General features: G+C 66.8%; 24 protein-coding genes and 1 tRNA gene. 10 read left to right on the top strand and 15 right to left on the bottom strand.

All coding sequences use genetic code 11. From position 1 onward, the window contains the following. Nucleotides 1-93: 93 nt before the first annotated feature. A complete protein-coding gene (locus HZS55_RS23090) occupies nucleotides 94-993 on the top strand; it encodes a DUF7114 family protein (protein WP_179909726.1) in 900 nt (299 codons plus the stop codon). 99 nt (nucleotides 994-1,092) lie between these two features. Then, nucleotides 1,093-1,164, top strand: a tRNA-Thr gene (locus HZS55_RS22325). A gap of 46 nt (nucleotides 1,165-1,210) precedes the next feature. Here HZS55_RS22325 and HZS55_RS22320 read toward each other — a convergent pair. From HZS55_RS22320 to HZS55_RS22310, 3 genes are all read right to left on the bottom strand, one after another. Continuing rightward, on the bottom strand, nucleotides 1,211-2,227 hold the full coding sequence (locus HZS55_RS22320; RefSeq protein ID WP_179909725.1) for a restriction endonuclease: 1,017 nt from the start codon (nucleotides 2,225-2,227) through the stop codon (nucleotides 1,211-1,213). A 2-nt stretch (nucleotides 2,228-2,229) separates the two neighbouring features. Next, entirely contained in the window at nucleotides 2,230-3,489 is a 1,260-nt protein-coding gene (locus HZS55_RS22315; protein WP_179909724.1) for a DNA cytosine methyltransferase, read from the bottom strand. A 326-nt stretch (nucleotides 3,490-3,815) separates the two neighbouring features. Next, nucleotides 3,816-4,181, bottom strand: a complete 366-nt coding sequence (locus tag HZS55_RS22310; protein ID WP_179909723.1) for a DUF2892 domain-containing protein — start codon at nucleotides 4,179-4,181, stop codon at nucleotides 3,816-3,818. A 168-nt stretch (nucleotides 4,182-4,349) separates the two neighbouring features. Between HZS55_RS22310 and HZS55_RS22305 the strand changes: the two genes are divergently transcribed. Continuing rightward, complete coding sequence (locus HZS55_RS22305; RefSeq protein WP_179909722.1) at nucleotides 4,350-6,014, top strand: long-chain-fatty-acid--CoA ligase; 1,665 nt, start codon at nucleotides 4,350-4,352, stop codon at nucleotides 6,012-6,014. Nucleotides 6,015-6,048: 34 nt separating this feature from the next. On the opposite strand, the gene HZS55_RS22495 is transcribed toward HZS55_RS22305, so the two are convergent. After that, nucleotides 6,049-7,038 (bottom strand): hypothetical protein, encoded by a 990-nt coding sequence (locus tag HZS55_RS22495; RefSeq protein ID WP_218927257.1) that lies wholly within the window; start codon nucleotides 7,036-7,038, stop codon nucleotides 6,049-6,051. Between the two features lie 318 nt (nucleotides 7,039-7,356). On the opposite strand from HZS55_RS22495, the gene HZS55_RS22295 reads away from it, so the two are divergent. Next, a complete protein-coding gene (locus HZS55_RS22295; RefSeq protein WP_179909721.1) occupies nucleotides 7,357-8,814 on the top strand; it encodes a sulfatase in 1,458 nt (485 codons plus the stop codon). 73 nt (nucleotides 8,815-8,887) lie between these two features. Continuing rightward, a complete protein-coding gene (locus HZS55_RS22915; RefSeq protein ID WP_281372815.1) occupies nucleotides 8,888-9,013 on the top strand; it encodes a hypothetical protein in 126 nt (41 codons plus the stop codon). Between the two features lie 43 nt (nucleotides 9,014-9,056). On the opposite strand, the gene HZS55_RS22290 is transcribed toward HZS55_RS22915, so the two are convergent. Both HZS55_RS22290 and HZS55_RS22285 read right to left on the bottom strand, forming a co-directional pair. Beyond that, nucleotides 9,057-9,779: an RraA family protein gene (locus HZS55_RS22290; RefSeq protein WP_179909720.1), complete on the bottom strand. Its 723-nt coding sequence runs from the start codon at nucleotides 9,777-9,779 to the stop codon at nucleotides 9,057-9,059. Nucleotides 9,780-9,887: 108 nt separating this feature from the next. Continuing rightward, nucleotides 9,888-10,814 carry an LLM class oxidoreductase gene (locus HZS55_RS22285; RefSeq protein ID WP_179909719.1) on the bottom strand — a complete coding sequence of 309 codons (927 nt, stop codon included), beginning with the start codon at nucleotides 10,812-10,814 and terminating at the stop codon, nucleotides 9,888-9,890. Nucleotides 10,815-10,942: 128 nt separating this feature from the next. Here HZS55_RS22285 and HZS55_RS22280 point away from each other — a divergent pair, with 128 nt between their 5' ends. Beyond that, nucleotides 10,943-11,512 (top strand): hypothetical protein, encoded by a 570-nt coding sequence (locus HZS55_RS22280; protein ID WP_179909718.1) that lies wholly within the window; start codon nucleotides 10,943-10,945, stop codon nucleotides 11,510-11,512. A gap of 42 nt (nucleotides 11,513-11,554) precedes the next feature. Here HZS55_RS22280 and HZS55_RS22275 read toward each other — a convergent pair whose 3' ends face one another. The 4 genes from HZS55_RS22275 to HZS55_RS22260 all read right to left on the bottom strand — a co-directional run bounded on the left by HZS55_RS22275 (nucleotide 11,555) and on the right by HZS55_RS22260 (nucleotide 14,179). Continuing rightward, nucleotides 11,555-11,698 carry a hypothetical protein gene (locus HZS55_RS22275; protein WP_179909717.1) on the bottom strand — a complete coding sequence of 48 codons (144 nt, stop codon included), beginning with the start codon at nucleotides 11,696-11,698 and terminating at the stop codon, nucleotides 11,555-11,557. A gap of 105 nt (nucleotides 11,699-11,803) precedes the next feature. Continuing rightward, nucleotides 11,804-12,172, bottom strand: coding sequence for a hypothetical protein (locus HZS55_RS22270; RefSeq protein WP_179909716.1), 369 nt, complete (start codon nucleotides 12,170-12,172; stop codon nucleotides 11,804-11,806). Nucleotides 12,173-12,251: 79 nt separating this feature from the next. Further along, nucleotides 12,252-12,938 (bottom strand): TIGR00266 family protein, encoded by a 687-nt coding sequence (locus HZS55_RS22265; RefSeq protein WP_179909715.1) that lies wholly within the window; start codon nucleotides 12,936-12,938, stop codon nucleotides 12,252-12,254. Nucleotides 12,939-13,015: 77 nt separating this feature from the next. Further along, on the bottom strand, nucleotides 13,016-14,179 hold the full coding sequence (locus HZS55_RS22260; protein ID WP_179909714.1) for an acyl-CoA thioesterase family protein: 1,164 nt from the start codon (nucleotides 14,177-14,179) through the stop codon (nucleotides 13,016-13,018). Nucleotides 14,180-14,402: 223 nt separating this feature from the next. Here HZS55_RS22260 and HZS55_RS22255 point away from each other — a divergent pair, with 223 nt between their 5' ends. Continuing rightward, a complete protein-coding gene (locus HZS55_RS22255) occupies nucleotides 14,403-15,614 on the top strand; it encodes a DNA cytosine methyltransferase (protein WP_179909713.1) in 1,212 nt (403 codons plus the stop codon). 140 nt (nucleotides 15,615-15,754) lie between these two features. Here the strand turns inward: HZS55_RS22255 and HZS55_RS22250 are convergent, their stop codons facing one another. Continuing rightward, nucleotides 15,755-15,973, bottom strand: a complete 219-nt coding sequence (locus HZS55_RS22250) for a hypothetical protein (protein ID WP_179909712.1) — start codon at nucleotides 15,971-15,973, stop codon at nucleotides 15,755-15,757. Nucleotides 15,974-16,074: 101 nt separating this feature from the next. Continuing rightward, nucleotides 16,075-16,827: a DUF429 domain-containing protein gene (locus HZS55_RS22245; RefSeq protein WP_179909711.1), complete on the bottom strand. Its 753-nt coding sequence runs from the start codon at nucleotides 16,825-16,827 to the stop codon at nucleotides 16,075-16,077. 164 nt (nucleotides 16,828-16,991) lie between these two features. Between HZS55_RS22245 and HZS55_RS22240 the strand changes: the two genes are divergently transcribed. Genes HZS55_RS22240 through HZS55_RS22230 form a run of 3 tightly spaced genes read left to right on the top strand, consistent with a single transcriptional unit; the run spans nucleotide 16,992 to nucleotide 17,577 of the window. Beyond that, nucleotides 16,992-17,186, top strand: a complete 195-nt coding sequence (locus HZS55_RS22240) for a cold-shock protein (RefSeq protein ID WP_006883278.1) — start codon at nucleotides 16,992-16,994, stop codon at nucleotides 17,184-17,186. Next, nucleotides 17,186-17,380, top strand: coding sequence for a cold-shock protein (locus HZS55_RS22235; RefSeq protein WP_006883278.1), 195 nt, complete (start codon nucleotides 17,186-17,188; stop codon nucleotides 17,378-17,380). The genes HZS55_RS22240 and HZS55_RS22235 overlap by 1 nt, the downstream gene beginning before the upstream one ends. A 2-nt stretch (nucleotides 17,381-17,382) precedes the next feature. Beyond that, on the top strand, nucleotides 17,383-17,577 hold the full coding sequence (locus HZS55_RS22230) for a cold-shock protein (RefSeq protein ID WP_179909710.1): 195 nt from the start codon (nucleotides 17,383-17,385) through the stop codon (nucleotides 17,575-17,577). Nucleotides 17,578-17,739: 162 nt separating this feature from the next. Here HZS55_RS22230 and HZS55_RS22225 read toward each other — a convergent pair whose 3' ends face one another. The 3 genes from HZS55_RS22225 to katG all read right to left on the bottom strand — a co-directional run bounded on the left by HZS55_RS22225 (nucleotide 17,740) and on the right by katG (nucleotide 21,134). After that, nucleotides 17,740-18,606, bottom strand: a complete 867-nt coding sequence (locus tag HZS55_RS22225) for an aldo/keto reductase (RefSeq protein WP_179909709.1) — start codon at nucleotides 18,604-18,606, stop codon at nucleotides 17,740-17,742. 24 nt (nucleotides 18,607-18,630) lie between these two features. Beyond that, entirely contained in the window at nucleotides 18,631-18,906 is a 276-nt protein-coding gene (locus HZS55_RS22220) for a hypothetical protein (protein WP_179909708.1), read from the bottom strand. Nucleotides 18,907-18,974: 68 nt separating this feature from the next. Further along, complete coding sequence (katG, locus tag HZS55_RS22215; protein ID WP_179909707.1) at nucleotides 18,975-21,134, bottom strand: catalase/peroxidase HPI; 2,160 nt, start codon at nucleotides 21,132-21,134, stop codon at nucleotides 18,975-18,977. Nucleotides 21,135-21,255 lie beyond the last annotated feature (121 nt).

Genomic DNA, 21,255 nt, shown 5'->3' with positions numbered 1-21,255 from the left:
GTCGGCGGATCGGCCGTCGCAGGCGTCGGCATGGGCGTTCGTCCGTAAGTCGTTTCCAAAGGTCTTTGCCCTTCCCACCGCTAGCCGACGCCAATGGAGGAAGCCGCGGCGGTCCGCGGGGCCGCGCTGGAGGCCGTGGGCGACGTCGAACCCGACCGCCTCCGCGAGCGGATCCGCGAACGCCTCGAAGACGGGTCGATGGCACCCGGTGTGCTGACGGTGTTGAGCGCCCGCGCAGTCGCCGCCGGGTCGGCGGACGGGCCGTCGGTCGACATCGACGCCGTCGCCGACCGCGGGGCCGGCGTCCAGCTCATCTACGAGGGACTGCGCCTCACCCGCTCGCTCTCCCGGGACCCGCCGTGGGAGCGCGACGGCGCCCTCGCCGGCGACCGCGAGGACGAGCGCGCCGACGGGGGCCCCCAGGGCGGGAGTTCGCCGGAGGGCGACCGTGCGGAGCGGACCGACGGCGTCCCCACGAGCGACGCGAGCGGGGGCTCGTCGGGGAGTGACCGTGCGGAGCGGACCGACGGCGGCCCCGCGAGCGACGCGAGCGGGGGCTCGTCGGGGAGCGACCGTGCGGAGCGGACCGACGGCGGCGACGTAGCGGTGACCGACGGCGTGACGTCGGGCCCGACCGCGACGGTCGACGCCGACGGCGGGGACATGGACATCCTCGTCGCCGACGTGATGGTCGCCCGCGGGTTCTACCTGCTCGCCCGCACCGAGGCCGCCGGCGAGGCCGTCGCCGTCGTCCGCTCGTTCGGCGGCGACCAGACCCGCCGGCGGACCTCCGGCGACGACCGCCTCGACGCCAACCTGGAGGCCGACGTGTTCGAACTCGCCGCCGTCGCGGGCACCACCGCGGCCGGCGGGTCGGTCACCGAGTCCCTGCGCAGCCACGTGGGGACGCTCGGTCGCACGGACGGGCGGCTGCCCCCCGCGGAGTCGCTGTTCTCCGACGGGACGCCGGCGGCGCTCGCCGAGCGGATCTGAACGGTCGCCGTGCCGTCCCCCGACTTACCGTGTGGCTCGACCGCACAGCGGGGGTGAGATCGAAACGACTAAAGACGAATCGCGGCAACTCGGAAACGCGCCTGGGTAGCTTAGAGGTAAAGCGCGTCCTTGGTAAGGACGAGAGCCCGGGTTCAAATCCCGGCCTAGGCTCTCCCCGTTTCTCTCAGATGCGGAATTCCGCTACAACAGGGCTCGGTCACCGAAGTTGGATCTCCGTTTCGCCTACAGTGACCATGACCGATCCGTCTTCGTCATCGTGATCGATAGCTAAGCTCTCGAACTGTTCTTTATGTTCATCAATACTAGATATAGGGTCACGAACGTATTTTTCCAAAAACTCCGACAGAGTATCGCCGGCCCTCACTTCAAGATGGTTCCACGCCTCGTCTCCGGTATAGGCTTGGCCACCGTACTCTCCGAATTCGTTGGAAAGCTTGGTCAGTTTCTTCGATGGGGTCGGGTCGAGAACCAACAGAACGGGAGTATATCCCGAATTACGGGCATCTTCCGCGAATTGTAGCTCCTCTCTGAAACGGCCTTGCCCGCTAGCGGCGATCGTGACACGCATTTTAAACTCGTAAGCTGTGTCACCTACGATACAGTCTACTTGTCGGCTTCCTCTTCGATTAGTTCGTTCGATAGGGGATTTGCTTGAACTGTAGGACGCTCCACCGATCGCTTCGGTAAGGATCGGCTCGAATAGATACCCAGCCGTTTGAGCGGACCGATTGTCGATATCGTACAGAAATTTTCGCCACGTTAGCCACGAAACCAACGATTCTTCATCGAACTTTCCAATCTCGAGGAGCCCACGCGGGATGACGGTCTCGAGTTCAGGTATCTCCTGTACATCGCATACCTTTGCAAATTTTCGACGGTATGAATGGAGCTGTACTAAAAGAGAATAATATGTGAAGATGTTCGGGTTATCTTCCGCGTATTCACCAAGTGACCGCTTCAGTAGCTCGTTTAACGAAAAGGTCGACTCCAATTTTGAACAGCCTAAACTATCGATTTCAGCCTCGAAAAAGCCAGAGTCCAACGTTTCGTCGCACTTTTCGCAAGTCAGTTCATCAGGAATCTCTAAATCCAAGTCCCTCGCGACTAATTTCAGCAAGTTCACCATCTCGGCGTCACTGAGAGAGACGCTCGGATCACCGCCTACCGTTCGAGCATCCTCTAGCTTTGATATGTCGGATTGTGATAGTTTCATCGTCAGACTTCGACCTGCGTACGGTTCCGAAGCTCAGATAATTTGTCATGTGTTCTATCGAGGGCCGGACTTCTGGAGTCTGCTTTCGTCATAAAGAAACCTAACAACCCTCCTTCCGCGTCGCCATAAGGCGCGTCAGCATTCCGTTCCATGACCTTCCCGAAGTGATCGGCTAGTTTCTCAGCGATAAGGGGCGGAATCGCGTTCGCGATCTGTTGCTGCTTACTTGTTTTCGACCCCCGGAACTGGAACCAGTCGGGGAACGACTGAATTCTTGCGCATTCCCGTAGCGTAAGGAATCGGTCTCGCTCCGGGTGAACGAATTCGGAACGGCTTCCTCCCGTAATTGTTAGACTCGGTTCGTCGGGCACCAACCGCTTCAGGCCGCTTGGCGCCCCACCCCTCTTTTCGGTTGGGGTGCCATCTTTAACTCGTCTACTGGCTCGTCGGTCGAAGGAATCGTGCTGCAGGTCTTCGGGAAGGTCTTGCATCGACTGCCCCGACTCAAGGTGCTCGATCCGTTTCCGAAGTACGTCCGAAACCTCTGTATCGTAGTGATCGGTAACCGCTTCGTTTCGAAGGCTTTGCTGATAGCCAGTTTCGGGTGTGCTCGCATATTCGAGTCGTTTCGGCTTGCTCTCGGCCGGCTCTGGAAGATCGGATATGGCGTCTGTGATCGATCGAGGTGGCGAAACTGCACTGATACCATGGTGTGTCGGATCGGGAAATTCGAAATTCACTCCGCCGGAGTTTCCTACTATAAATACACGTTTTCGCTTTTGCGGAAGCCCGTGCCAATGCGAATACAGCTTATGGACCCGTATCGTGTATCCTGCGTCTACGAGTTTTCGAGCGGTTTCCGTGATATATTGACTTTCCTGAGCAGTCAGCAAACCTTCGACGTTCTCCATCAGGAACCATTTCGGCTGCAGCTCTTCCAGATAACGAATATACTGCTTCAACAGCTGATTTCGAGGGTCGTCCCAGAATCCGTTTCCGGCGGAACTAAACCCTTGACAGGGCGGGCCACCGATCAGAAAGTCGAGTTCCCCGGGCTCTAATTCTAACCGTTCCAGTAGCCAATCGGAAGTCGCATTACTGAGATCCTTTTGGACGGAATCGATCTCGGAGAAATTCGCGTCGTAGGTACTAATAGCGTCGCTATCTATATCGATACCCAACTTCACGTCGAATCCGGCCCGGTCGAATCCCAACGTGCAACCACCGGCCCCTGCGAACAGACTTAACGTGGACCGTTCCATGCGCCTGAAAGTGGTGTGGCCATAGTATAAATGGCTAATGTTCGGTTGAAATACGGATCAGTACACGGAGACTCGGTTTTCGACAAGACGGAAAATCTACACTCCACATAGATGCTTCGATACACTACGCGTTCGTTTTGCCGAGTCTATCTGCCGTTGATGCAGCCGTCGGAGCACGTTCGCTGTTAGCACCCACGCCGAACGCGTCGATCAAGTGCTTTCACCGCCGGACTCGGGGGTCACCGCGACCGGTTTCGACCGCTCGGGAGCCGAGAGACTAGCGGCTGTCGACCGGAGACACGGGCCCAAAGAAGGGGGTCCGCGACTCAGGCCGTCGCTTCGAGGCAGCTCTCGTGGACGGTCTCGCCGTCCTCGTTGGGCGAGCGGACCTGCCCGGCGACGATGGGTTCGCCGCAGGCCGCACAGCGGAGGTGGTCGCTCTCGGCGGCGTCCGATTCGACCTCGTCGCTCTCGCCGGTCGCGTCGATATCGAACTCCTCGGCCAGCGGTTCGGTCACGCCGTCGGCGTCGCTCGTCGCGCTGTAGCCGAGCGCCGCGGCGCCGACGCCCGCGAGGGCGCCGCGGAGGCGTTTGCCCTTCCGAAGCGACCAGAGCGCGGCCGCGCCGAGGCCGGCGGCGAGAACCAGGCGTGCGATACGGCCGTTGCCGTCGTCCGACTGCGTCGAGTCCATACGCCCACAACGCACTCCGCCCCCTTGTACTCGCCGCCTCCCGCCCGCGTCGAACGGGCCAGGGCCCACCGGCACGCGGCTCGACCGCCGCGTCCCGACCCCCATCCTACACAATCGAACATCCACTTTATGTGGTGTCCGTCCGATAGCTCCGGGCGAGGCGATACCATGCACAAGCCACTGCTGGTGACGGACTTCCTCGACCGCGCGCGGCGCCACTACGGCGACGACGAGGCGGTCGTGGCGACGACGGGAGAACGGTTCACCTACGCGGAGCTCGGCGACCGGGTCGACCGCTTCTCGGCGGCGCTGGCCGAGCGCGGTATCGGGAAGGGCGACCGCGTCGCGGTGCTGGACCCGAACACGCACTACCACCTCGAAGCCGCCTACGGGACGATGGGACTGGGAGCCGTCCACACGCCGCTGAACTACCGGCTGACGCCCGACGACTTCGAGTACATTCTGAACGACGCGGAGGTCGACGCCATCTACGCCGACCGGGAGTACGCCGGGAAGATCGAGCCGATCCGCGACGACGTGCCGACGGAGACGTTCGTGACGAACGGCGCCGACGCCGTCGACGGCGAGGCGGGCAGCGCCTCGGACGCGTCGAGCGGGTCACCGCGAGACGGCGACTGGGCGGACTTCGACACGCTCGTCGACGCCGCCGGTCCGGACCCGGACGTGGACCGCCCGGAGATGGCCGAGGACGACGTGATCACGATCAACTACACCTCGGGGACGACGGGCGACCCGAAGGGCGTGATGCGGACCCACCGCACCGAGACGCTGCACGCCTACCTGGTCTCGGTCCACCAGGAGATCCGCGACGACGACACCTACCTGTGGACGCTGCCGATGTTCCACGTCAACGGCTGGGGCCACATCTACGCGATCACCGGGATGGGCGCGACCCACGTCTGCACGCGCGGGGTCGACGCCGAGCGGATCTTCGAGACCGTCGCCGCCGAGGACGTGTCCTATCTCTGCTGCGCGCCGACGGTGCTGAACATGCTGATCGACTACTACGAGGCCCACGACCCTCCGACGACCGGCGCGGCGGACGTGCGCGTCGCGACCGCCGGCAGCGCGCCGCCCGAGGCGACTATCCGCACCGTCGAAGACGAGTTCGGCTGGTACCTCAAGCACGTCTACGGCGCGACCGAGACCGGCCCGCTGATCACCACCTCCGACGCCCGCCGGCACTTCGACGACGACGGCCCGGACCGCTTCGCCGTCAAGAAGCGCCAGGGGCTCGGCTATCTCGGCACCGAAGTTCGGGTCGTCGACGAGGACGGCGCGGACGTGCCCAGAGACGACGAGACCGTCGGCGAGGTCGTCGTCCGCGGCAACCAGGTGATGGAGGGGTACTGGAACAAGCCCGAGGCCACCGAGGCGGCCTTCTCCGAACGGATCGAGGGGTACTACCACACCGGCGATCTGGCGACGGTCGACGACGAGGGGATGATCGCCATCCAGGACCGGAAGAAAGACATCATCGTCTCCGGCGGGGAGAACATCTCGACGATCGAGCTGGAGGACGCGCTGTTCGAACACGAGGCCGTCGCGGACGTGGCCGTGATCCCCGCGCCGAGCGACGAGTGGGGCGAGGCGCCGAAGGCGTTCGTCGTCCCGGACGGGGAGCCCGACGACCCCGCCGCGCTCGAAGATGAACTGACCTCGTTCACCCGCGAGCGGCTGGCGAGCTACAAGGCGGTCAGACGGGTCGAGTTCGTCGACGACCTGCCGACCACGGCGACCGGGAAGGTCCAGAAGTACGAACTCCGCGAGCGGGAGTGGGACGACGAGGACCGCATGGTCGGCGAGGGGTGAGGGGGGCGCCGGGTTCGCCGGCAGATATCGGGGATCAGAGGATCCCAGCGACGACCAGCCCGAGTCCGAGCAGGGCGAAGAACGCGGAGAGGATCTTCGTGAACGCGACGTTCCACTCGGCGGGTTCGACCTCCGAAGCGGGCGTCTTGCTTCCGATGGCGTCCATCTGCTCGTTGAACCGCGTGAGCGGGCGAGCGTAGCGGACGCCGAGACTACCGAAGACGAGCAGCAGCAGACCGAAGAAGATCGAACCGCCGCCGTACAGTTCGCCTCCCTCCTCGTCCCCGTCGTCGAACTCGGGGTCGGGGTCGTTCCCGTCGGGCATATCGGGCATTTCGGGAAACGGGTCCTCTGTGGGGGTGGGCGCGTCGTCGGCGCCACCGCCGGCATCGCCAGCCGCCTGGTCATCGACGCCGACCGCGAGGCCGTCGAGGAACGCCCGCCCGTCGAGAACGACGCGCCACCCCGTCCGTGGGACGGAGTCGAAGCTCGCGTCCCACTCGCGGTCCCACGGCCGCTCGGCGTCCCAGACGGCGACGCGCACCCCCTCGTCCGCAGTCCGACGGGCGGCGAACGCGAAGAACCGGCCCGACGGGAGCGTGACGTTCCGAGAACGGTCCCCGAACGTGACGACCGCCGCGGTCGAGAAGTCGGGGCCGCGGTTTTCGATGGCGAGCGTCGGCCCGGCGCCCGTCCCCGCCGTCGCGGTGGCGGCGACGGTGGCTGGCAAAGCGGTCGCCTCGGCGGTCGCGGTGCGGGCGCTCGCGGCATCGGCGGTCGCCGTTTCGCCGTCCGCGTCGACGAGTCGGAGCGAGCCGTTCGCGCCGAGGTCGAGCGTGCCGGTGACGACACCGCGCGACGCGTGGACGGTCGCGTCGGTCAGGGTCGCACTGGCGCCGTCGTCGCGACGGTGGTCGCCCCCGCCGTCACCGCGCCGATCGCCGCGACGACGAGGAGGCAGACGGCCGCGTATCTGGCGGGTGCTGTTCGGGGTGGAGGGCTGGACACGAGGAGCCGTTTTCATGTGAACTACTAATCACCTTCGAACGAGTCGCCGGCGGGACACGCCACCGGAGGCCCCGGCCTTCGACCGGCGGAATTCCGTCGGCCATCGGTCGACGCGAGCCGACTGGCCGCGCGAGCGGCGACCGGGCGGTCGGCTAAGCTCGTCTTACCGGAGACGGCGGGTGCGTGAGCGGGATCGGCGGCGACCGAGCGGCCGGTGCGGGGAGACGGTAAGCCCTCGGTACCGAACGCGCGTATCTGCGGCGGCGAAACGGTCCAAACCGCCGGAAGTAAGCGGCCAATTGCTATCGGTCTTGCCCGCCAAGTCCGGGCGACAATGGCCGCACAGCCGAACGTCGTCGTCGTCGTCGCCGACACGACGCGAGTCGACGACGCCGACGACTCGCAGGTCGCGCCGACGCTCGCAGAGCTCGCAACCTCGGGGACCAGGGCCACGCAGGCCGTCTCGGCGGCCCCGTGGACGCTCCCCTCCCACGCCTCGCTGCTGACCGGGGCGCCCCCCTCGGAACACGGCGCCCACGCCGACCACGAGCGCCTAGACGACCGGCTGCCCGTCCTGCCCGAGCCGTTCCGCGCGGCGGGCTACGAGACGGTCTGCGTCTCGAACAACACCTGGCTCAGCGCCGAGTCCGGGTTCGACCGCGGGTTCGACGAGTTCCGCCAGATGTGGCAGCTCGTCCAGTCCGACAACGCGCTCTCGGAACTCGTCGACGAGACCGAACAGAGCCGCGCCCGTCTGGTCGCCCGGAAACTGTTCGACGGCAACCCGGTGGTCAACGCCGCCAACACGCTGTACCGGCAGTTCGTCCGCGACCGCTCGGACGACGGCGCCGAGCGCTCGACGAACTGGATCGCCGACTGGGTGACCGACCGGTCGAGCGACGATCCGTTCTTCCTGCTGGTCAACTACCTCGAACCCCACCTGGAGTACCGGCCGCCCCGGGAGACGACCGAGCGCCACCTCCCCGAGGGCGCCACCTACGAGGAGGCGATGGAGGTGCCCCAGAAACCGTGGGAGTTCCTCGCCGGCGATCTGGACCTCTCGGAGCGCGACCTCGCGCTCCTCCGGGCGCTGTACCGCGGCGAGATCACCTATTTCGACGAGCAACTGGCCGCGCTCCGGACCGCCCTGCAGGCCGCCGGGGAGTGGGAGGACACGATCCTCGTCGTCACCGCCGACCACGGCGAGAACGTCGGCGACCACGGCATGATGGACCACCAGTACTGCCTCTACGACACGCTCGTTCGGGTGCCGCTCGTCCTCCACGGCGGCGCGTTCACCGGCGGGTCGGACCTCGAAGCCCTCGTGAGCCTGCTGGACCTCCCGCCGACGCTGCTGGACGCCGCCGACATCGAGGCGCCCGAGGCTCGCGAGCGGTTCCACGGCACCTCGTTCCACCCCGACGCCGGGACTCCCGCTCGGGAGTTCGTCGTCAGCGAGTACGTGGCGCCCCAGCCGTCGATGGCCGCGCTCGAACGCAACCTCGGTCGGGTGCCCGAGGACCTCCGGACCTACGACCGGTCGCTGCGGGCCATCAGGACCGACGAGCACAAACTGATCCGCGGCTCCGACGGCTCCGAACGCCTCTACGACCTCGACGCCGACCCGGCCGAGGCGACCGACGTGTCCGAGGCTCGCCCCGACCTCGTCGCCGACCTGACCGACGCGCTCGACGACTGGCTCGACTCCGTCGACGCCGCCGGCGAGCGCGGATCGGTCTCCATCGGCGCCGAGCGCAAGGCGCGACTCGAACAGTTGGGGTATCTGCAGTGACCGGAATGGGGGCGACGGCGCCAGCCGATCCGACCAAACTCACAACCGTCCGGACGCCGCCCGTGAACCCGACATGAGACTCTCGACGAAGATCCTCGTCTCCGGCGCCCTCGTGTTCGTCCTCCCCGTTCCCGGGACCTTCATCCTGGGCGCACTGATCCTGCTGGCCGGCGCCGCGGCGCGGCTGTTCGACCTGTGAGCGTCGGGCTCGACCGCGGATCGCCCGCGCGGGTCACACTACTCTACAGCGTGCCGTAGCGGTCCCACACCTCGTAGACGCTGTCGCCGTCGCGGATGTCCGAGCGGACCGCGTTCTCCTGTTCGAGCTCCTCCTCGCCGCGTTCGAGCACCTCGTCGACGATGTCGGGGTCGATGACCGCGATCGACTGGTAGTCGGCGAAGATCACGTCGCCGGGCGCGATGGTCACGTCGTGGACCTCGACGGGCACGTCCCACTCGCGAAAACTGACGCGCCCGAACGACTCGATGGCGCTGTGGCCGTCCGACCAGACGGGGAACTCGTGCTGTTCGATCATCGTCGAGTCCCGCGTGGGGCCGTCGATGAGCGCGCCGGTCGCGCCGTTCTCCTGAACGATCGTGCTGAGGAGTTCGCCCCACAGCCCGACCTCGGTGTCCTTCGGCGCGGCCATGACGACGAAGTCACCCTCCTCGGTGGCTTCGAGGTACTGGAAGAAGTCGATGTCCTCGGCGTCGCGGTCGTCTTCGGTCGCGTCCTCGTCCTCGTCGTCGCCGTCGTCCTCGGGGTCCCACTCCCCTTCGGCGTAGCCGATATCGACGCGCTGGGCCGTGTGGGCGGTGCCCACGGTCGGCTCCTTCGACCAGACGGGGCGGATGCGCGTGCCGGGGATGACGTTGTCGTCGATGCCCATCTCGTCGGTGATGTCGTTGATAAGCGCGCTGTGGAGGTTCTCCAGCCGGTCTCGCTTCTCGGGTGTGAGCGTCATGGCGGTTCTATCCCAGGGACTCGATACGCGGGAAAAAGCGTGTCCGTAGCGGCAGACTGGACCGGGACGGCGCGTTCGCGGCGGAATCGCGACCGGCGCCCTCGGCGCTCAGAGCGCGTCCAGCACCTCGTCGGCGAACTGGTCGAGCACGGCCCGCACGTCGCGGTCGGGGTCGGTCTGGCGGACGTTCACCATCACGTGGTCGACGCCCGCGTCGCGCAGGTCCCGCACGTGCTCGCGGAGCCAGTCCGTCCCGGCGGCGTACCCCTGGTGGATTCGTTCCGGTCCCGCCGTCGGATCTTCGGCGAGCGCGACGTGGAGCACCTGCACGTACGGTTTCTCCCCCGCCACCGCTCGCCAGTCGTCGACCTGCTCGGCCACGTCCGCGGCGGTCCGCTGGTAGTACACCCAGCCGTCGCCGTGTTCGCCGATCCACTCCGGCGACTGCCCGGCGTGGCCGGTCACCAGCAGCGGCAGCGTCTCCGTCGTCGGCTTCGGCAGGAGATCCATCGACCCGTCGAGGGTCCCGAAGGGCGTGTCGAGTTCGGGATACTCCTCGGCCCAGACCGTCCGCAGCGTCCGGACGGACTCGCGGAACAGTTCGCCGGCGTCGTCCTCGTCGACGCCGAAGGCGGGGTACTCCGGCGGCCGGTCGCCGCTGGCGACGCCGAGGACGAGCCGTCCGTCCGACAGCCGGTCGACCGACGCCGCGGCCTTGGCGACGTGGAGCGGATGGCGCAGCGGGAGGACGATACTGCCCGTCGCCAGCGCCACCTCGTCGGTGTTGGCGGCGATATGCGAGAGGAACACCCAGGGGTCGTACACCTGGCCGGCGTCGTCGAACCGCGGCCAGAACAGCGGCACGTCGCGGAACCACAGCGCGTCGAACCCCAGGTCCTCGGCGTAGGCGGCGAGTTCGGTCTGCTCGCCCAGCGGCGGGACCGGGCCGTCGGCGGTCGTGATCGGGAAGAACAGGCCGACGGAGAAGCCGTCGCCGAACAGCCGACGATACCCGCGGTTCGCGTGGTCTGTCATCGCTCGTCCGTTGGGCGGACCGCGTGGAGAAACTCCCGGTCCGGTCTCGACCTCGGCGCGCGAGCGACCCGGGACCACCCTGTCGATGCCGGCCCACAGTTCTTGCACGGCGGTCCCCGAACCCCCGTGTGACCCGCCTCGACCGGGAGACCGGCACCGACGCGTTCCCCCCGTCGATACCGACCGTCGCCGCGCTCGCGCTGGCCGCCTCGCTGGCCTGGGCCGGGGTCGCCGTCGCCGGTCCCGCAGGGCCCGGTGCGCCGTCCGCCGTCGGCGCCGAGCGGGACGCGAATCGCGTCGGCTCGGACGCGAACGCCGCCGCTCGGACGCCGAACGAGAGCGAAACGCCGCGACCCAACGGAACGGACGCGGTCGACCTCGACGTGAAGGAGATCCGAAACTGCGGCGACCGCTGTCGCCGGGTGACGGCCAACGTCACGAACAACGGGACCGAGTCCCTCCGGAACGTCACCGTGGAGACGCGGATCCGCGCAGCCGACAGCCGGATCTGGAGCCGGGACCACCGCTTCGGGAACCTCTCGGCGAACGCGTCGGCCGATCGGACCGCCCGGATCGAGCTCTCGCTGGGCGAGATACTCCGCGTCGCTCGAAACGACGGCCGGGTCCGCATCGAGACGACCGTCCGCTGGGACGGGGGGACGGCGACGTTCACCGAGCGGCGCCGCGTGCTCGACTGACCGGCGCTCGTCGTCCGGGCACGCTGGTCCCCGGGTCGTACCCTACAACCCGACCAGGTCGTCGAGTTCGATGTCTTCGACGCGGCCGCCGCAGGCCGAGCACTCGCTGACGTTCGTCGGCGCCGGACCGCCTTCCATATGCACTACGCCACAGTCCGTACACACTTCGAGTTCTGCCTGGAGCATACACCGGGGAGTCCGCTCGGCGACACATGGGTTTTGTGCCGGTCGGCGATCGAACGCCTCGCCGGTTCGGAGCCGGTCCCGCGGAGCGTGCGGTTCGAGCGGCGGTCAGGAATCGAGCGCGTCGACGCGGTCGGCCAGCGCCGCGGTGCGGTCGTCGTCGGCGAGCGCCCCGCGGACCGCGTCGGCGGGGGGGACCAGCCGGTAGTCCGGCCGCCCCTTCCCCGTGGGGGACGTGTCGTCGCGCGCGCCCTCGACGACGCCGTCGGCTTCGAGCTCGTTCAGCGTCCGGGCCACCTCGGCCTCGGTCACCGTGCCGAGCACGTCGCTCTCGACCGCGTCCACCGCGTCGTTGCAGGCCCGCCTGATCTCGCCGGCGTGGGCCGGCGTCTCGTCGCGCACGGACAGTTCGACCACGCCCGCGGCCACGACGCGCGACGCCAGCGACTCCGTATCGAGTTCGGCTCGTTCGCTCATGCCAGTCCGTTCGGACGGACTTGGCATAACGATTGTGCGGGATCCGCCGACCGTTCGACGAGCACGGCGGCTCGCCGGCTCAGGTCGTCGTGGTCGTGTTCCGCTGGGGGATCTTCGGGATGAGCCACGAGAGGAACGCGTCTGGGCTGCGGGTCTGGGTCCAGACGGTCCCCTCGCCGGAGAACTCGCAGACGAGCCCCTCGCCGCTGAACAGCGTCGACTTCAGCCCGCCGACCTTCCGCACGTCGAACGACAGCGACCCCTCGAAGGCGACGATGTGGCCCGTGTCGACGACGAACGACTCGTCGGCGGTCACCTCGTGTTCGTCGATGGCGCCGTAGCTCGACAGGAAGACGGGACCGCTCCCCGACAGCCGCAGCAGAAAGAGCCCTTCGCCGCCGAAGAAGGTCTTCGTGCCGCCGAACTCGGTGTCCACCTCGACCGTCGGGTCCGACGCCAGGAACGACGACGACTGGACGTACAGTGTCTCGTCGCCGAGGTCGTGGTGTTGCACGTCGCCCGACAGGGCCGGCGCCAGCTGTATCTGCCCGCCGTCGGGCGCCGAGAAGGTGTTCATGAAGAACGATTCCCCGCCGAACAGCGACCGCGAGATGGACTTGAAGATGCCGCCCTCGGCGCTCGTCTCCACGTCGACCGACGGCGACTTGCTCACCATCGCGCCCGCCTCCGACCGGACGGACTCGCCCGGGCCGAGGTCGAGGGTCAACTGTGCGTAGGAAGGTCTGTGGGAGATCTCGTGCTCCATATCCGCCCCGTTGGCTCGCCGACACGATATCTCTGTTGCCGGCTCGTCAGTCGTGGTCGGAACGATGTCCGTCTCACCTACTCGTCACCCGAGAGATGTGCCAACGCCGGGTTCTCCGGGTCCACCGTCTGGATAAATCGAAGCAGTCGCTGAACCGCCGCGGGGTCCTCTTCGATGCTCGCCAGGAAGTGGACCATCCCCTGGATCGCTCGGTTCTGCTTGTGATAGTCCCAGAGTGGCAGTTCTGCGTCGATATCCTCGTCGGTGACGACGCGTACACCCGCGGTATCCAGGATGTTCGCAGCCCCCTCGTCTACGTGTTTGCAGACCGCGACGACCACCACGTTCGTCCGCTCGGCCAGTTCTATCATCGTTCCGAGTTCGCTGTCGACGTTCGTGGTGAGGATGTCTCGGTCCTTCACTTCGACGGAGAGCATCAGATCGGGGCCGTAGTATCCGTCGATATCGCCGTGCCGGTGCTGTCGAGACGATCCCGTCCGGACTTTGCTCGCCCGGAAGGACAGATGTGACCACTTCGCTTTCACGTACCCGTAGCAGAGTGCCTGATAGGTGAGTCCGCCTTCCTCTTCGGGGTGGCTCCGTTCGTAGTCGTTCAATATCTCCCTCAGTGGATCCGGGAACGGCGGCTCTCGGGTGTCGAACGCCCGCGCCGCGAGTTCCTCTAGCCCGAGGTCGAAGATTCGTTGCGCGGCTTCGAACCGGCCCGCGCTCGACAGTCGGAAACTGGACTCCAGCAGGTCGTCGTACCGCTCCCACTCTCCCGTGTGGTGTCCGGGTGAGCTGGGGAAGTTCGTCCGCTCGAGATCCTCGCGGAACAGGTCGATCACGTCGTTGTGGACCGACCGGATCGAGAACCGCTCACCGTCGTACTTCGGGGTGAGCGTCGTCTTCGCGGTGTTCTCGTACCAGTCCAGGATCTGAACCCGATCGATGGAACCGTCGAACCCCGAGAGGCGGTCGTCGACTCGGGACAGCTGTTCCGCAACCATGAGAAAGTCGATCGCGAGCCCGAGCGTCCCCTTCGACGTACTGAACGCGTCCTCGACCCGGTCGACCATCGACTCGATCTCTCCCAGTTCCGAATCCGATATCTCGTCGGAACTCTCACCGTCCGCCTCGCGGAGCTTCCCCTGTGTGCCGTTCCCGCACCGCTCCGGAAAGTAGTCGGAGAGAAACTCGGATATCACCTCTCGCTCCCGCTCTGACCGTTCACGCCCCATCTTCCGTGCCTCCGGAGCTGAAGAACCGATTCGACCCGTGCGAGCAGACGAAAGCGACCACCGGATCCGCCGAGACAGGCCCTACGACAGTCATACGCGACACGACTAGCGGACGACCGGGTTCAATGTTGCGGACGAACGCATCGAACCGCGAGCATTCGGCAGTCCGCCACCCCCGGAAGTACGAACGATTAAGTGCGATATCGACTAATCTCCGAACCAGATGGGCAGTCAGGATATCGAGTACGTCGATCTCTTCGCCGGCGCCGGGGGGCTCTCGGAGGGACTGGAAAACGCGGGGTTCGAGCCGCTCCACGCCGTCGAAGTGGACGACGACGCCCGGGCGACGTACGCGGAAAATCGGGACGGGTTCGAACCGGACGACCTGACCGAAGACATCCGGGACGTCGACTCCCACGAGATCCCCGAGATAGTGGGCCGGGACTCGGTCGATCTCGTGGCCGGCGGCCCGCCGTGTCAGGGCTTTTCGGAAGTCGTGAGCCCTGACGGGTCGGACGACCGGAATCACCTGTTCACCGACTTCATCCGGTGGGTCGACGAACTGCGACCGGACGCAGCGATATTCGAGAACGTCCGCGGGATGGAGAACACCGCCGACGGGAAGTTCCTCGACGCGGTCAAGGAGTCGTTCGCCAACATCGGCTACGAGGTGACGCCGAACGTCGTCACGGCGTCCGACTTCGGCGTCCCACAGCACAGACGACGGCTGATCGTACTCGCGTTCAGGGGTGAAGCGCCGGAGCACTCCATCGACGGATTCGAGATGGACCCGGTCCGGACACCGGGTGTCATCGGCGGCATCGGAGACCTCCCGGAAGTAACGGCTGGGGAGGAAGCGACCGAGTACGATCAACCTCCGGAGACGGTGATTCAGGACGACCTCCGGGGCGACAACGACGAGCTGACGATGCATCAGGCGGCCAACCACGACGAGGACATGGTGGAGATGATCGCTCACATCTCCGACGGCGGGAACCGGACGGAGATCCCGGACGAACTCCAGCCGTCGTCGGGGTATCACAACTCGTACTCCCGTCTGGATTCTCGGGAGCCCGCCGTGGCAATCACCTCGAACATGTCCAAGCCGTCGAGCGCTCGGTGTATCCATCCGTTCCAGGACCGCGGGCTCACGCCGCGCGAGGGCGCGCGGCTCCAGACGTTCCCCGATTCGTACCGATTCACCGGCGGACTCGTCTCGATTCGACAACAGATCGGGAACGCGGTACCGCCGTATCTCGGTGAGGCGCTGGGCTACTATCTCAAAGAGGCCGTGTACGAGATGGAGACGACCGACGAGGACCGGGACCGGATCAAAACCATCCGCTCCGGGGCGCTCCCGGTCGAACAATTCCGAGAACGGCGCGATGCGATCGGCGGACCGACGAAACAAGCGACGCTCGAATTCACCGACTGAGCCTTACGGACCGGTCGTTCGACGCCCAACGCCTCTCGCCTGTCACACGGTCTTCGTCCGCGCTTCGGAAGGTCGACGTGTGAGACGCGGTCGATTTACCGACGTCATGACTTCATAGTTTCTACAGATGGACATCCCGATCAGTTCAGCGCGTCGACCTCGTCGGTGAGGTCGTCGGCGCCGTCGCCGGGACCGTTGACGAACAGCGCGTGGCCGATGAGCGCCACGGCCACGACGCCGGCGGCGAGCACGGCCGTGGTCGCCGCGACCTCGGTGAACGTCCCGACGGCCAATCCCGTGCCCATGCTCGCGAAGACGCCGAGCAGGATCAGGTCGTAGTACTGCCACGTGTAGGCCATGAAATCGATCCGTACGGGCGCCGGAAAAGCGCCCGGGACGCCGTGCGGTCCGCGATCCGGCGCCCCGCGCGTGGCGGTTCGGCCCCGGCGGGTCGAGCCCGCTACTCGGCCACGAGCGGGGCGTCGGCGCGGTAGGTGATAGCCATCGGGAGGCCGACGGCGTCGGTCGGCGGGTCCGCGGGGAGCGTCCGGAGGGTGCCGTCGCCCGGGGCGGCGGTGTAGGCCAGCGCGACCGCGTCGAGCACGTCGGCGACGGCGACCTCGTACCCTTCGGTGGCCGCGGCGGCAGCCTGGACGACCGGCGGCGCGTCGCGGTCGTGCTGGGCGAGCGTCCGCATCCGTTCGGCGTACCCCGCGGCGTAGGCCGTGTCGTGTTCGAGGGGTTCGCCCGCGAACGCGCGGAAGCAGACCTCCGACTGGGAGGCCGCGAAGGCCGCCCGAGCCTCGGGGACGTTCTGGAGGAGTTCGTCGACGGCGACGATCCCGTCGCTCATCGCGAACGCCCGCTCGGAGATGCCGCGACCGGCTTTGCGCTCGTTGACGCGCTGGGCGGCGGGGTAGCGGCGCTTGCGCGTCGCCTCCCTGACCGGCGGCGTGACGACCGCGTCGCTCATCGGCCCCAGCACGCGCCGCGCGAGGTCGTCACAGCGCCGGCCCTCCTCGCCCTCCTCGACGAGGCCGACCGGCACGTCCACGAGGACGCGCTCGGCGCGCTCCTCGTAGCGGACCCACAGGTCCCCGACCTCGTCGAAGACCGCGGCGTGGTCGAACCCCGAACGGTCGAACGCCACCGCGAACCACGATCCCTCCGACCAGGCCGCGCCGACGTACAGCGGTTCGGCGACATCGCTCATCACTCGAACCTGCGTGCCCCCGGACTAAAACCCCTCGCCCGCGGCCCCGAACCGGTCGATGGCGGCGAGCTGCCGGCCGTCGAGAAACTCTCACGGACGCGACGGGTCGTGGTAACGGTTCTCTCGGAATCCTTATACATCCCCCGCGTCTGTGTATAGTTGCAATGGCATCCGGTAAGGTTGATTTCTTCAACGACACGGGCGGTTACGGTTTCATCGAGACTGAGGACGCTGACGACGACGTTTTCTTCCACATGGAGGACGTGGGCGGTCCGGACCTCGAAGAGGGACAGGAAGTGGAGTTCGACATCGAGCAGGCCGACAAGGGCCCGCGAGCGACCAACCTGGAGCGCCTCTAATGGCCTCCGGAAAGGTCGACTTCTTCAACGACACCGGCGGTTACGGTTTCATCGAGACTGAGGACGCGGACGACGACGTCTTCTTCCACATGGAAGACGTCGGCGGCCCCGACCTCGAAGAAGGTCAGGAAGTCGAGTTCGACATCGAGCAGGCGGACAAGGGTCCGCGAGCGACCAACCTGGAGCGCCTCTAACGATGGCGAAAGGCAAGGTCGACTTCTTCAACGACACCGGTGGCTACGGCTTCATCGACGCCGAGGACGAGGACGAGGACGTGTTCTTCCACATGGAAGACGTCGGCGGCCCCGACCTCGAAGAGGGCGAGGAAGTGGAGTTCGACGTCGAGCAGGCCGACAAAGGCCCGCGCGCGTCGAACCTCACCCGACTGTAAGTCGCTGACTCCGACTACGGCGTCAGCGACGGGCTGACTCCGAATTCTACCACTCTCACACCGACGAGCGACGGCGCCGTCGGTTCCCCAGATCACGCGTCGACGAGCGACGCCGTCGCTCACCGGTCGAACGCGAAACGGCAAAAACGGCGAGCGACGCCGTTACTGCGGGTCGATATCGTTCAGCGCCGCCAGATCCTCGTCGGTGAGTTCGACCTGCGAGGCGGCGACGTTCGACTCGAGGTGGTCGACGCTGGAGGTGCCGGGGATCGGCAGGGTCACGTCCGAGTGGTGGAGCAGCCACGCGAGCGCGACCTGTCGCCGGCTGGCGTCGTGGGCCTCGCCGACCTCGTCGAGGACGCCCGCGACCCCGTCGTCGTCGACGGTGTACAGCGGTCCCCACGGGATGAAGCCCACGTCGTACTCCTCGCAAGCCTGGAGTACGTCCTCGTCGCCGCGGTAGGCGACGTTGTACTGGTTCTGGACCGTCGCGATGTCGACGATGTCGCGGGCGAGATCCAACTGTTCGACGGTGACGTTCGAGAGGCCGACGTGGTCGACCTGGCCGGCGTCTTTCATCTCGGCGAAGGCGTGGACGGAGTCCTCGAAGTCGGTCTCGGGGTCCGGCCGGTGGAACTGGTAGAGGTCGATGCTGTCGACGCCCAGTCGGTCGAGGCTCGCGAGCACCTGATTGTGGAGGAACTGCGGGTCGCCGTGTGTCGGCCACTCGCCGTCGCGGTGGCGGAGCAGTCCCGCCTTCGACGCGACGACCGGGTCCGCGTCGATCTCGCCGAGCGCCTCCCGCAGGATGCGCTCGCTCGTCCCCGGCCCGTACGAGTCGGCGGTGTCGATGAAGTCGACGCCGAGTTCCGTCGCCCGGTGGACGACGTTCCGTGCGGTCTCCTCGTCGTCGGGGCGGCCGATGATGTCCTCACCGGTGAGTCGCATCGCACCGAACCCGAGCCGTTTCACCGTGAGTTCCCCGCCGATATCGAACGTGTCACTCTCGTTGTATACGTCGTCAGCCATAGCAGACACGGCTGGGGCTTCCAGTCACAAAGCGGTGAGGGTGGCGGAACTGCACGGGGGGTTCGACGGGCAAGTTCCTTGTCGGCGCCGGCCGACGGGACGCACATGGCTCCGCCCGCCGTCAGGCTCTCCCCGGTGGACGACCCCGCCGAGTACGCCGAACCGCTCCTGGCCGAGGCCGGCCTGCCGACCGACGAACTTGTCGGGGTCGAGGTCGGCGACCGGCTCGCGCCGGGCGGTCTCCTCGCGGCGGACCGACCGCTCGCAGGTCCCACAGTAGAGGTCGGCTTCGCTCAGCATACTCGCCCTACGGGCGACAGCCCCAAAATACGCCCACCGAAAAGCCGTGGGAGGGGCCGACCTGCGAGTTACGCCAGGTCGAAGCGGTCGGCCCGCATGACCGTGCTCCAGGCGTCGACGAAGTCAGAGACGAGTTCGGCCTCGCCGTCCTCGGAGCCGTAGACCTCCGAGACGGCGCGCAGTCGGGAGTTCGACCCGAAGACGAGGTCGAAGCGGGTCCCCTCCCACTCCAGTTCGCCCGTGTCGCGGTCGTGACCCTCGTAGACCTGGTCGCGGCTCTCGGCGGGCTCCCACTTGGTGCCCATATCGAGCAGGTTCACGAAGAAGTCGTTGGTCAGCGTGCCGGGCCGGTCGGTGAACACGCCCAGGTTCGAGTCCCCGTAGGTCGCGCCCAGCGCGCGCATGCCGCCGACCAGTGCCGTCATCTCCTCGACGCTCAGGTCCAGCAGGTCGGCCTTGTCGACCAGCAACTCCTCACCCGGGCGGTCGACGTCGTCCGCGAGGTAGTTGCGGAACCCGTCGGCCTTCGGCTCGAGCGCCTCGAAGGAGTCGACGTCGGTCTGCTCCTCGCCGGCGTCGACCCGACCCGGATCGAACGGCACCTCGACGTCGTAGCCGGCGTCGGCCGCGGCTTCCTCGACGGCCGCGTTGCCGCCCAGCACGATTAGGTCCGCCAGCGAGACGCGGGTGTCGTCGTCCCGGTCGTTGAACTCGGCCTGGATCGACTCGTAGGTCGACAGCGCCGTCTCCAGTTTCTCGGGCTCGTTGGCCTCCCAGCTCCGCTGGGGTTCGAGCCGGATCCGCGCGCCGTTGGCGCCGCCGCGCTTGTCGCTGTCGCGGTAGGTCGACGCCGAGGCCCAGGCGGTCTCGACCAGCTGCGACCGCGAGAGGTCGCTGTCGAGGAGCTCGGCTTTGAGGTCGGCGACCTGCTCGTCGTCGACCAGGTCGTAGTCCCGATCCGGCAGCGGGTCCTGCCAGATCTTCGTCTCGTCGGGGACCTCCGGACCGAGGAGCCGCTCGGGCGGCCCCATGTCGCGGTGGGTCAGCTTGTACCACGCCTCCGCGAAGGCCATCCCGAACGCCATCGGGCTCTCCTGGAAGTCCTCCATGATCTCGCGGTAGTCGGGGTCGCGCTTCAGCGCGACGTCCGTCGTGAGCATCATGGGCGTGACTTCCTCGTCGGGGTCGGCGGCGTCCGGTGCGGACTCGACGTCCTCGCCCTCCTTGGGCGTCCACTGCCAGGCGCCGCCGGGGCCCCTCTCGGGTTCCCACTCGTAGTCGAGGAGGTTGTCGACGTAGCCCATGTCCCACCAGGTCGGGTCCGACGTCCACGGCCCCTCGATGCCGCTTGTGATCATCTCGCCGCCCTTCGTGCCGTCGGTCTGCCAGCCCAGCCCCATGTTCTCGATGGGGGCCGCCTCCGGCTCGGGCTCGTGGTGTTCGTCGGGGTCGTCGGCGCCGTGGACCTTCCCGAAAGTGTGGCCGCCGGCGATCAGCGCCGCGGTCTGCCTGTCGTCCATCGCCATCCGGGAGAACGTCTGGCGGATGTTCTTCGCCGAGGCCATCGGGTCGGGCTGGCCCTTCGGGCCCTCGGGGTTCACGTAGATGAGTCCCATGACGGACGCCCCGAGCCCCTCCTGGATCTCGCCGGGCTCCTCGAAGCGGTCGTCGGCCTCCCACTCGTCTTCGGGGCCCCAGTCGACCGACTCGTCCGGTTCGAAGTCGTCCTCGCGGCCGCCGCCGAAGCCGAACGTCTTGAACCCCATCGACTCGATCGCGACGTTGCCCGCCAGGACGATCAGGTCGGCCCACGAGAGGCTGCGGCCGTACTTCTGCTTGACCGGCTGGAGCAGGCGCCGCGCCTTGTCGAGGTTCGCGTTGTCGGGCCAGCTGTTGAGCGGAGCGAACCGCTGCTGGCCGCCGGCCGCGCCGCCGCGACCGTCGTAGGCGCGGTACGTCCCAGCGCTGTGCCACGCCATGCGGATCATGAACGGGCCGTAGTGGCCGTAGTCGGCCGGCCACCAGTCCTGAGAGGTCGTGATCGTCTCCTCGATATCCGATTTCACCTCGTCGAGGTCGAGTTCCTGGAACGCCTCCGCGTAGTCGAAGTCGTCCCCGTAGGGCCCGCTGTCGCGGGCGTTCTGGTCGAGGATGCTCAGATCGAGCGTGTTCGGCCACCAGTCACGGTTGCGCTTCCGTGTCTGCGGGTTCGGGTCCTTGTTGCTCATTAGTCATTGTTCTAGCAGTGTTGTTGTTGCATAAGGCTTCCTTTGGATAGGAACAATCCGGTAAGGTCCCCCGAATCGGTGCCCGACACGAACGGGTCGATCGACCGCCCGAACGGCCGGA

It is taken from the genome of Halosimplex rubrum, assembly GCF_013415885.1.
Lineage (GTDB): Archaea > Halobacteriota > Halobacteria > Halobacteriales > Haloarculaceae > Halosimplex > Halosimplex rubrum.
This window is presented reverse-complemented; position numbering and strand designations above follow the sequence as displayed.

Coding starts and splice junctions, on each gene's coding strand:
- HZS55_RS22255 (WP_179909713.1), top strand. CDS start 14,403: ATGGGCAGTCAGGATATCGAGTACGTCGATCTCTTCGCCGGCGCCGGG.
- HZS55_RS22295 (WP_179909721.1), top strand. CDS start 7,357: ATGGCCGCACAGCCGAACGTCGTCGTCGTCGTCGCCGACACGACGCGA.
- HZS55_RS22245 (WP_179909711.1), bottom strand. CDS start 16,827: ATGAGCGATGTCGCCGAACCGCTGTACGTCGGCGCGGCCTGGTCGGAG.
- HZS55_RS22235 (WP_006883278.1), top strand. CDS start 17,186: ATGGCCTCCGGAAAGGTCGACTTCTTCAACGACACCGGCGGTTACGGT.
- HZS55_RS22250 (WP_179909712.1), bottom strand. CDS start 15,973: ATGGCCTACACGTGGCAGTACTACGACCTGATCCTGCTCGGCGTCTTC.
- HZS55_RS22495 (WP_218927257.1), bottom strand. CDS start 7,038: ATGAAAACGGCTCCTCGTGTCCAGCCCTCCACCCCGAACAGCACCCGC.
- HZS55_RS22220 (WP_179909708.1), bottom strand. CDS start 18,906: ATGCTGAGCGAAGCCGACCTCTACTGTGGGACCTGCGAGCGGTCGGTC.
- HZS55_RS22315 (WP_179909724.1), bottom strand. CDS start 3,489: ATGGAACGGTCCACGTTAAGTCTGTTCGCAGGGGCCGGTGGTTGCACG.
- HZS55_RS22285 (WP_179909719.1), bottom strand. CDS start 10,814: ATGACAGACCACGCGAACCGCGGGTATCGTCGGCTGTTCGGCGACGGC.
- HZS55_RS22310 (WP_179909723.1), bottom strand. CDS start 4,181: ATGGACTCGACGCAGTCGGACGACGGCAACGGCCGTATCGCACGCCTG.
- HZS55_RS22275 (WP_179909717.1), bottom strand. CDS start 11,698: ATGCTCCAGGCAGAACTCGAAGTGTGTACGGACTGTGGCGTAGTGCAT.
- HZS55_RS23090 (WP_179909726.1), top strand. CDS start 94: ATGGAGGAAGCCGCGGCGGTCCGCGGGGCCGCGCTGGAGGCCGTGGGC.
- HZS55_RS22290 (WP_179909720.1), bottom strand. CDS start 9,779: ATGACGCTCACACCCGAGAAGCGAGACCGGCTGGAGAACCTCCACAGC.
- HZS55_RS22305 (WP_179909722.1), top strand. CDS start 4,350: ATGCACAAGCCACTGCTGGTGACGGACTTCCTCGACCGCGCGCGGCGC.
- HZS55_RS22915 (WP_281372815.1), top strand. CDS start 8,888: ATGAGACTCTCGACGAAGATCCTCGTCTCCGGCGCCCTCGTGTTCGTC.
- HZS55_RS22265 (WP_179909715.1), bottom strand. CDS start 12,938: ATGGAGCACGAGATCTCCCACAGACCTTCCTACGCACAGTTGACCCTC.
- HZS55_RS22230 (WP_179909710.1), top strand. CDS start 17,383: ATGGCGAAAGGCAAGGTCGACTTCTTCAACGACACCGGTGGCTACGGC.
- HZS55_RS22270 (WP_179909716.1), bottom strand. CDS start 12,172: ATGAGCGAACGAGCCGAACTCGATACGGAGTCGCTGGCGTCGCGCGTC.
- HZS55_RS22260 (WP_179909714.1), bottom strand. CDS start 14,179: ATGGGGCGTGAACGGTCAGAGCGGGAGCGAGAGGTGATATCCGAGTTT.
- HZS55_RS22225 (WP_179909709.1), bottom strand. CDS start 18,606: ATGGCTGACGACGTATACAACGAGAGTGACACGTTCGATATCGGCGGG.
- katG (WP_179909707.1), bottom strand. CDS start 21,134: ATGAGCAACAAGGACCCGAACCCGCAGACACGGAAGCGCAACCGTGAC.
- HZS55_RS22240 (WP_006883278.1), top strand. CDS start 16,992: ATGGCATCCGGTAAGGTTGATTTCTTCAACGACACGGGCGGTTACGGT.
- HZS55_RS22320 (WP_179909725.1), bottom strand. CDS start 2,227: ATGAAACTATCACAATCCGACATATCAAAGCTAGAGGATGCTCGAACG.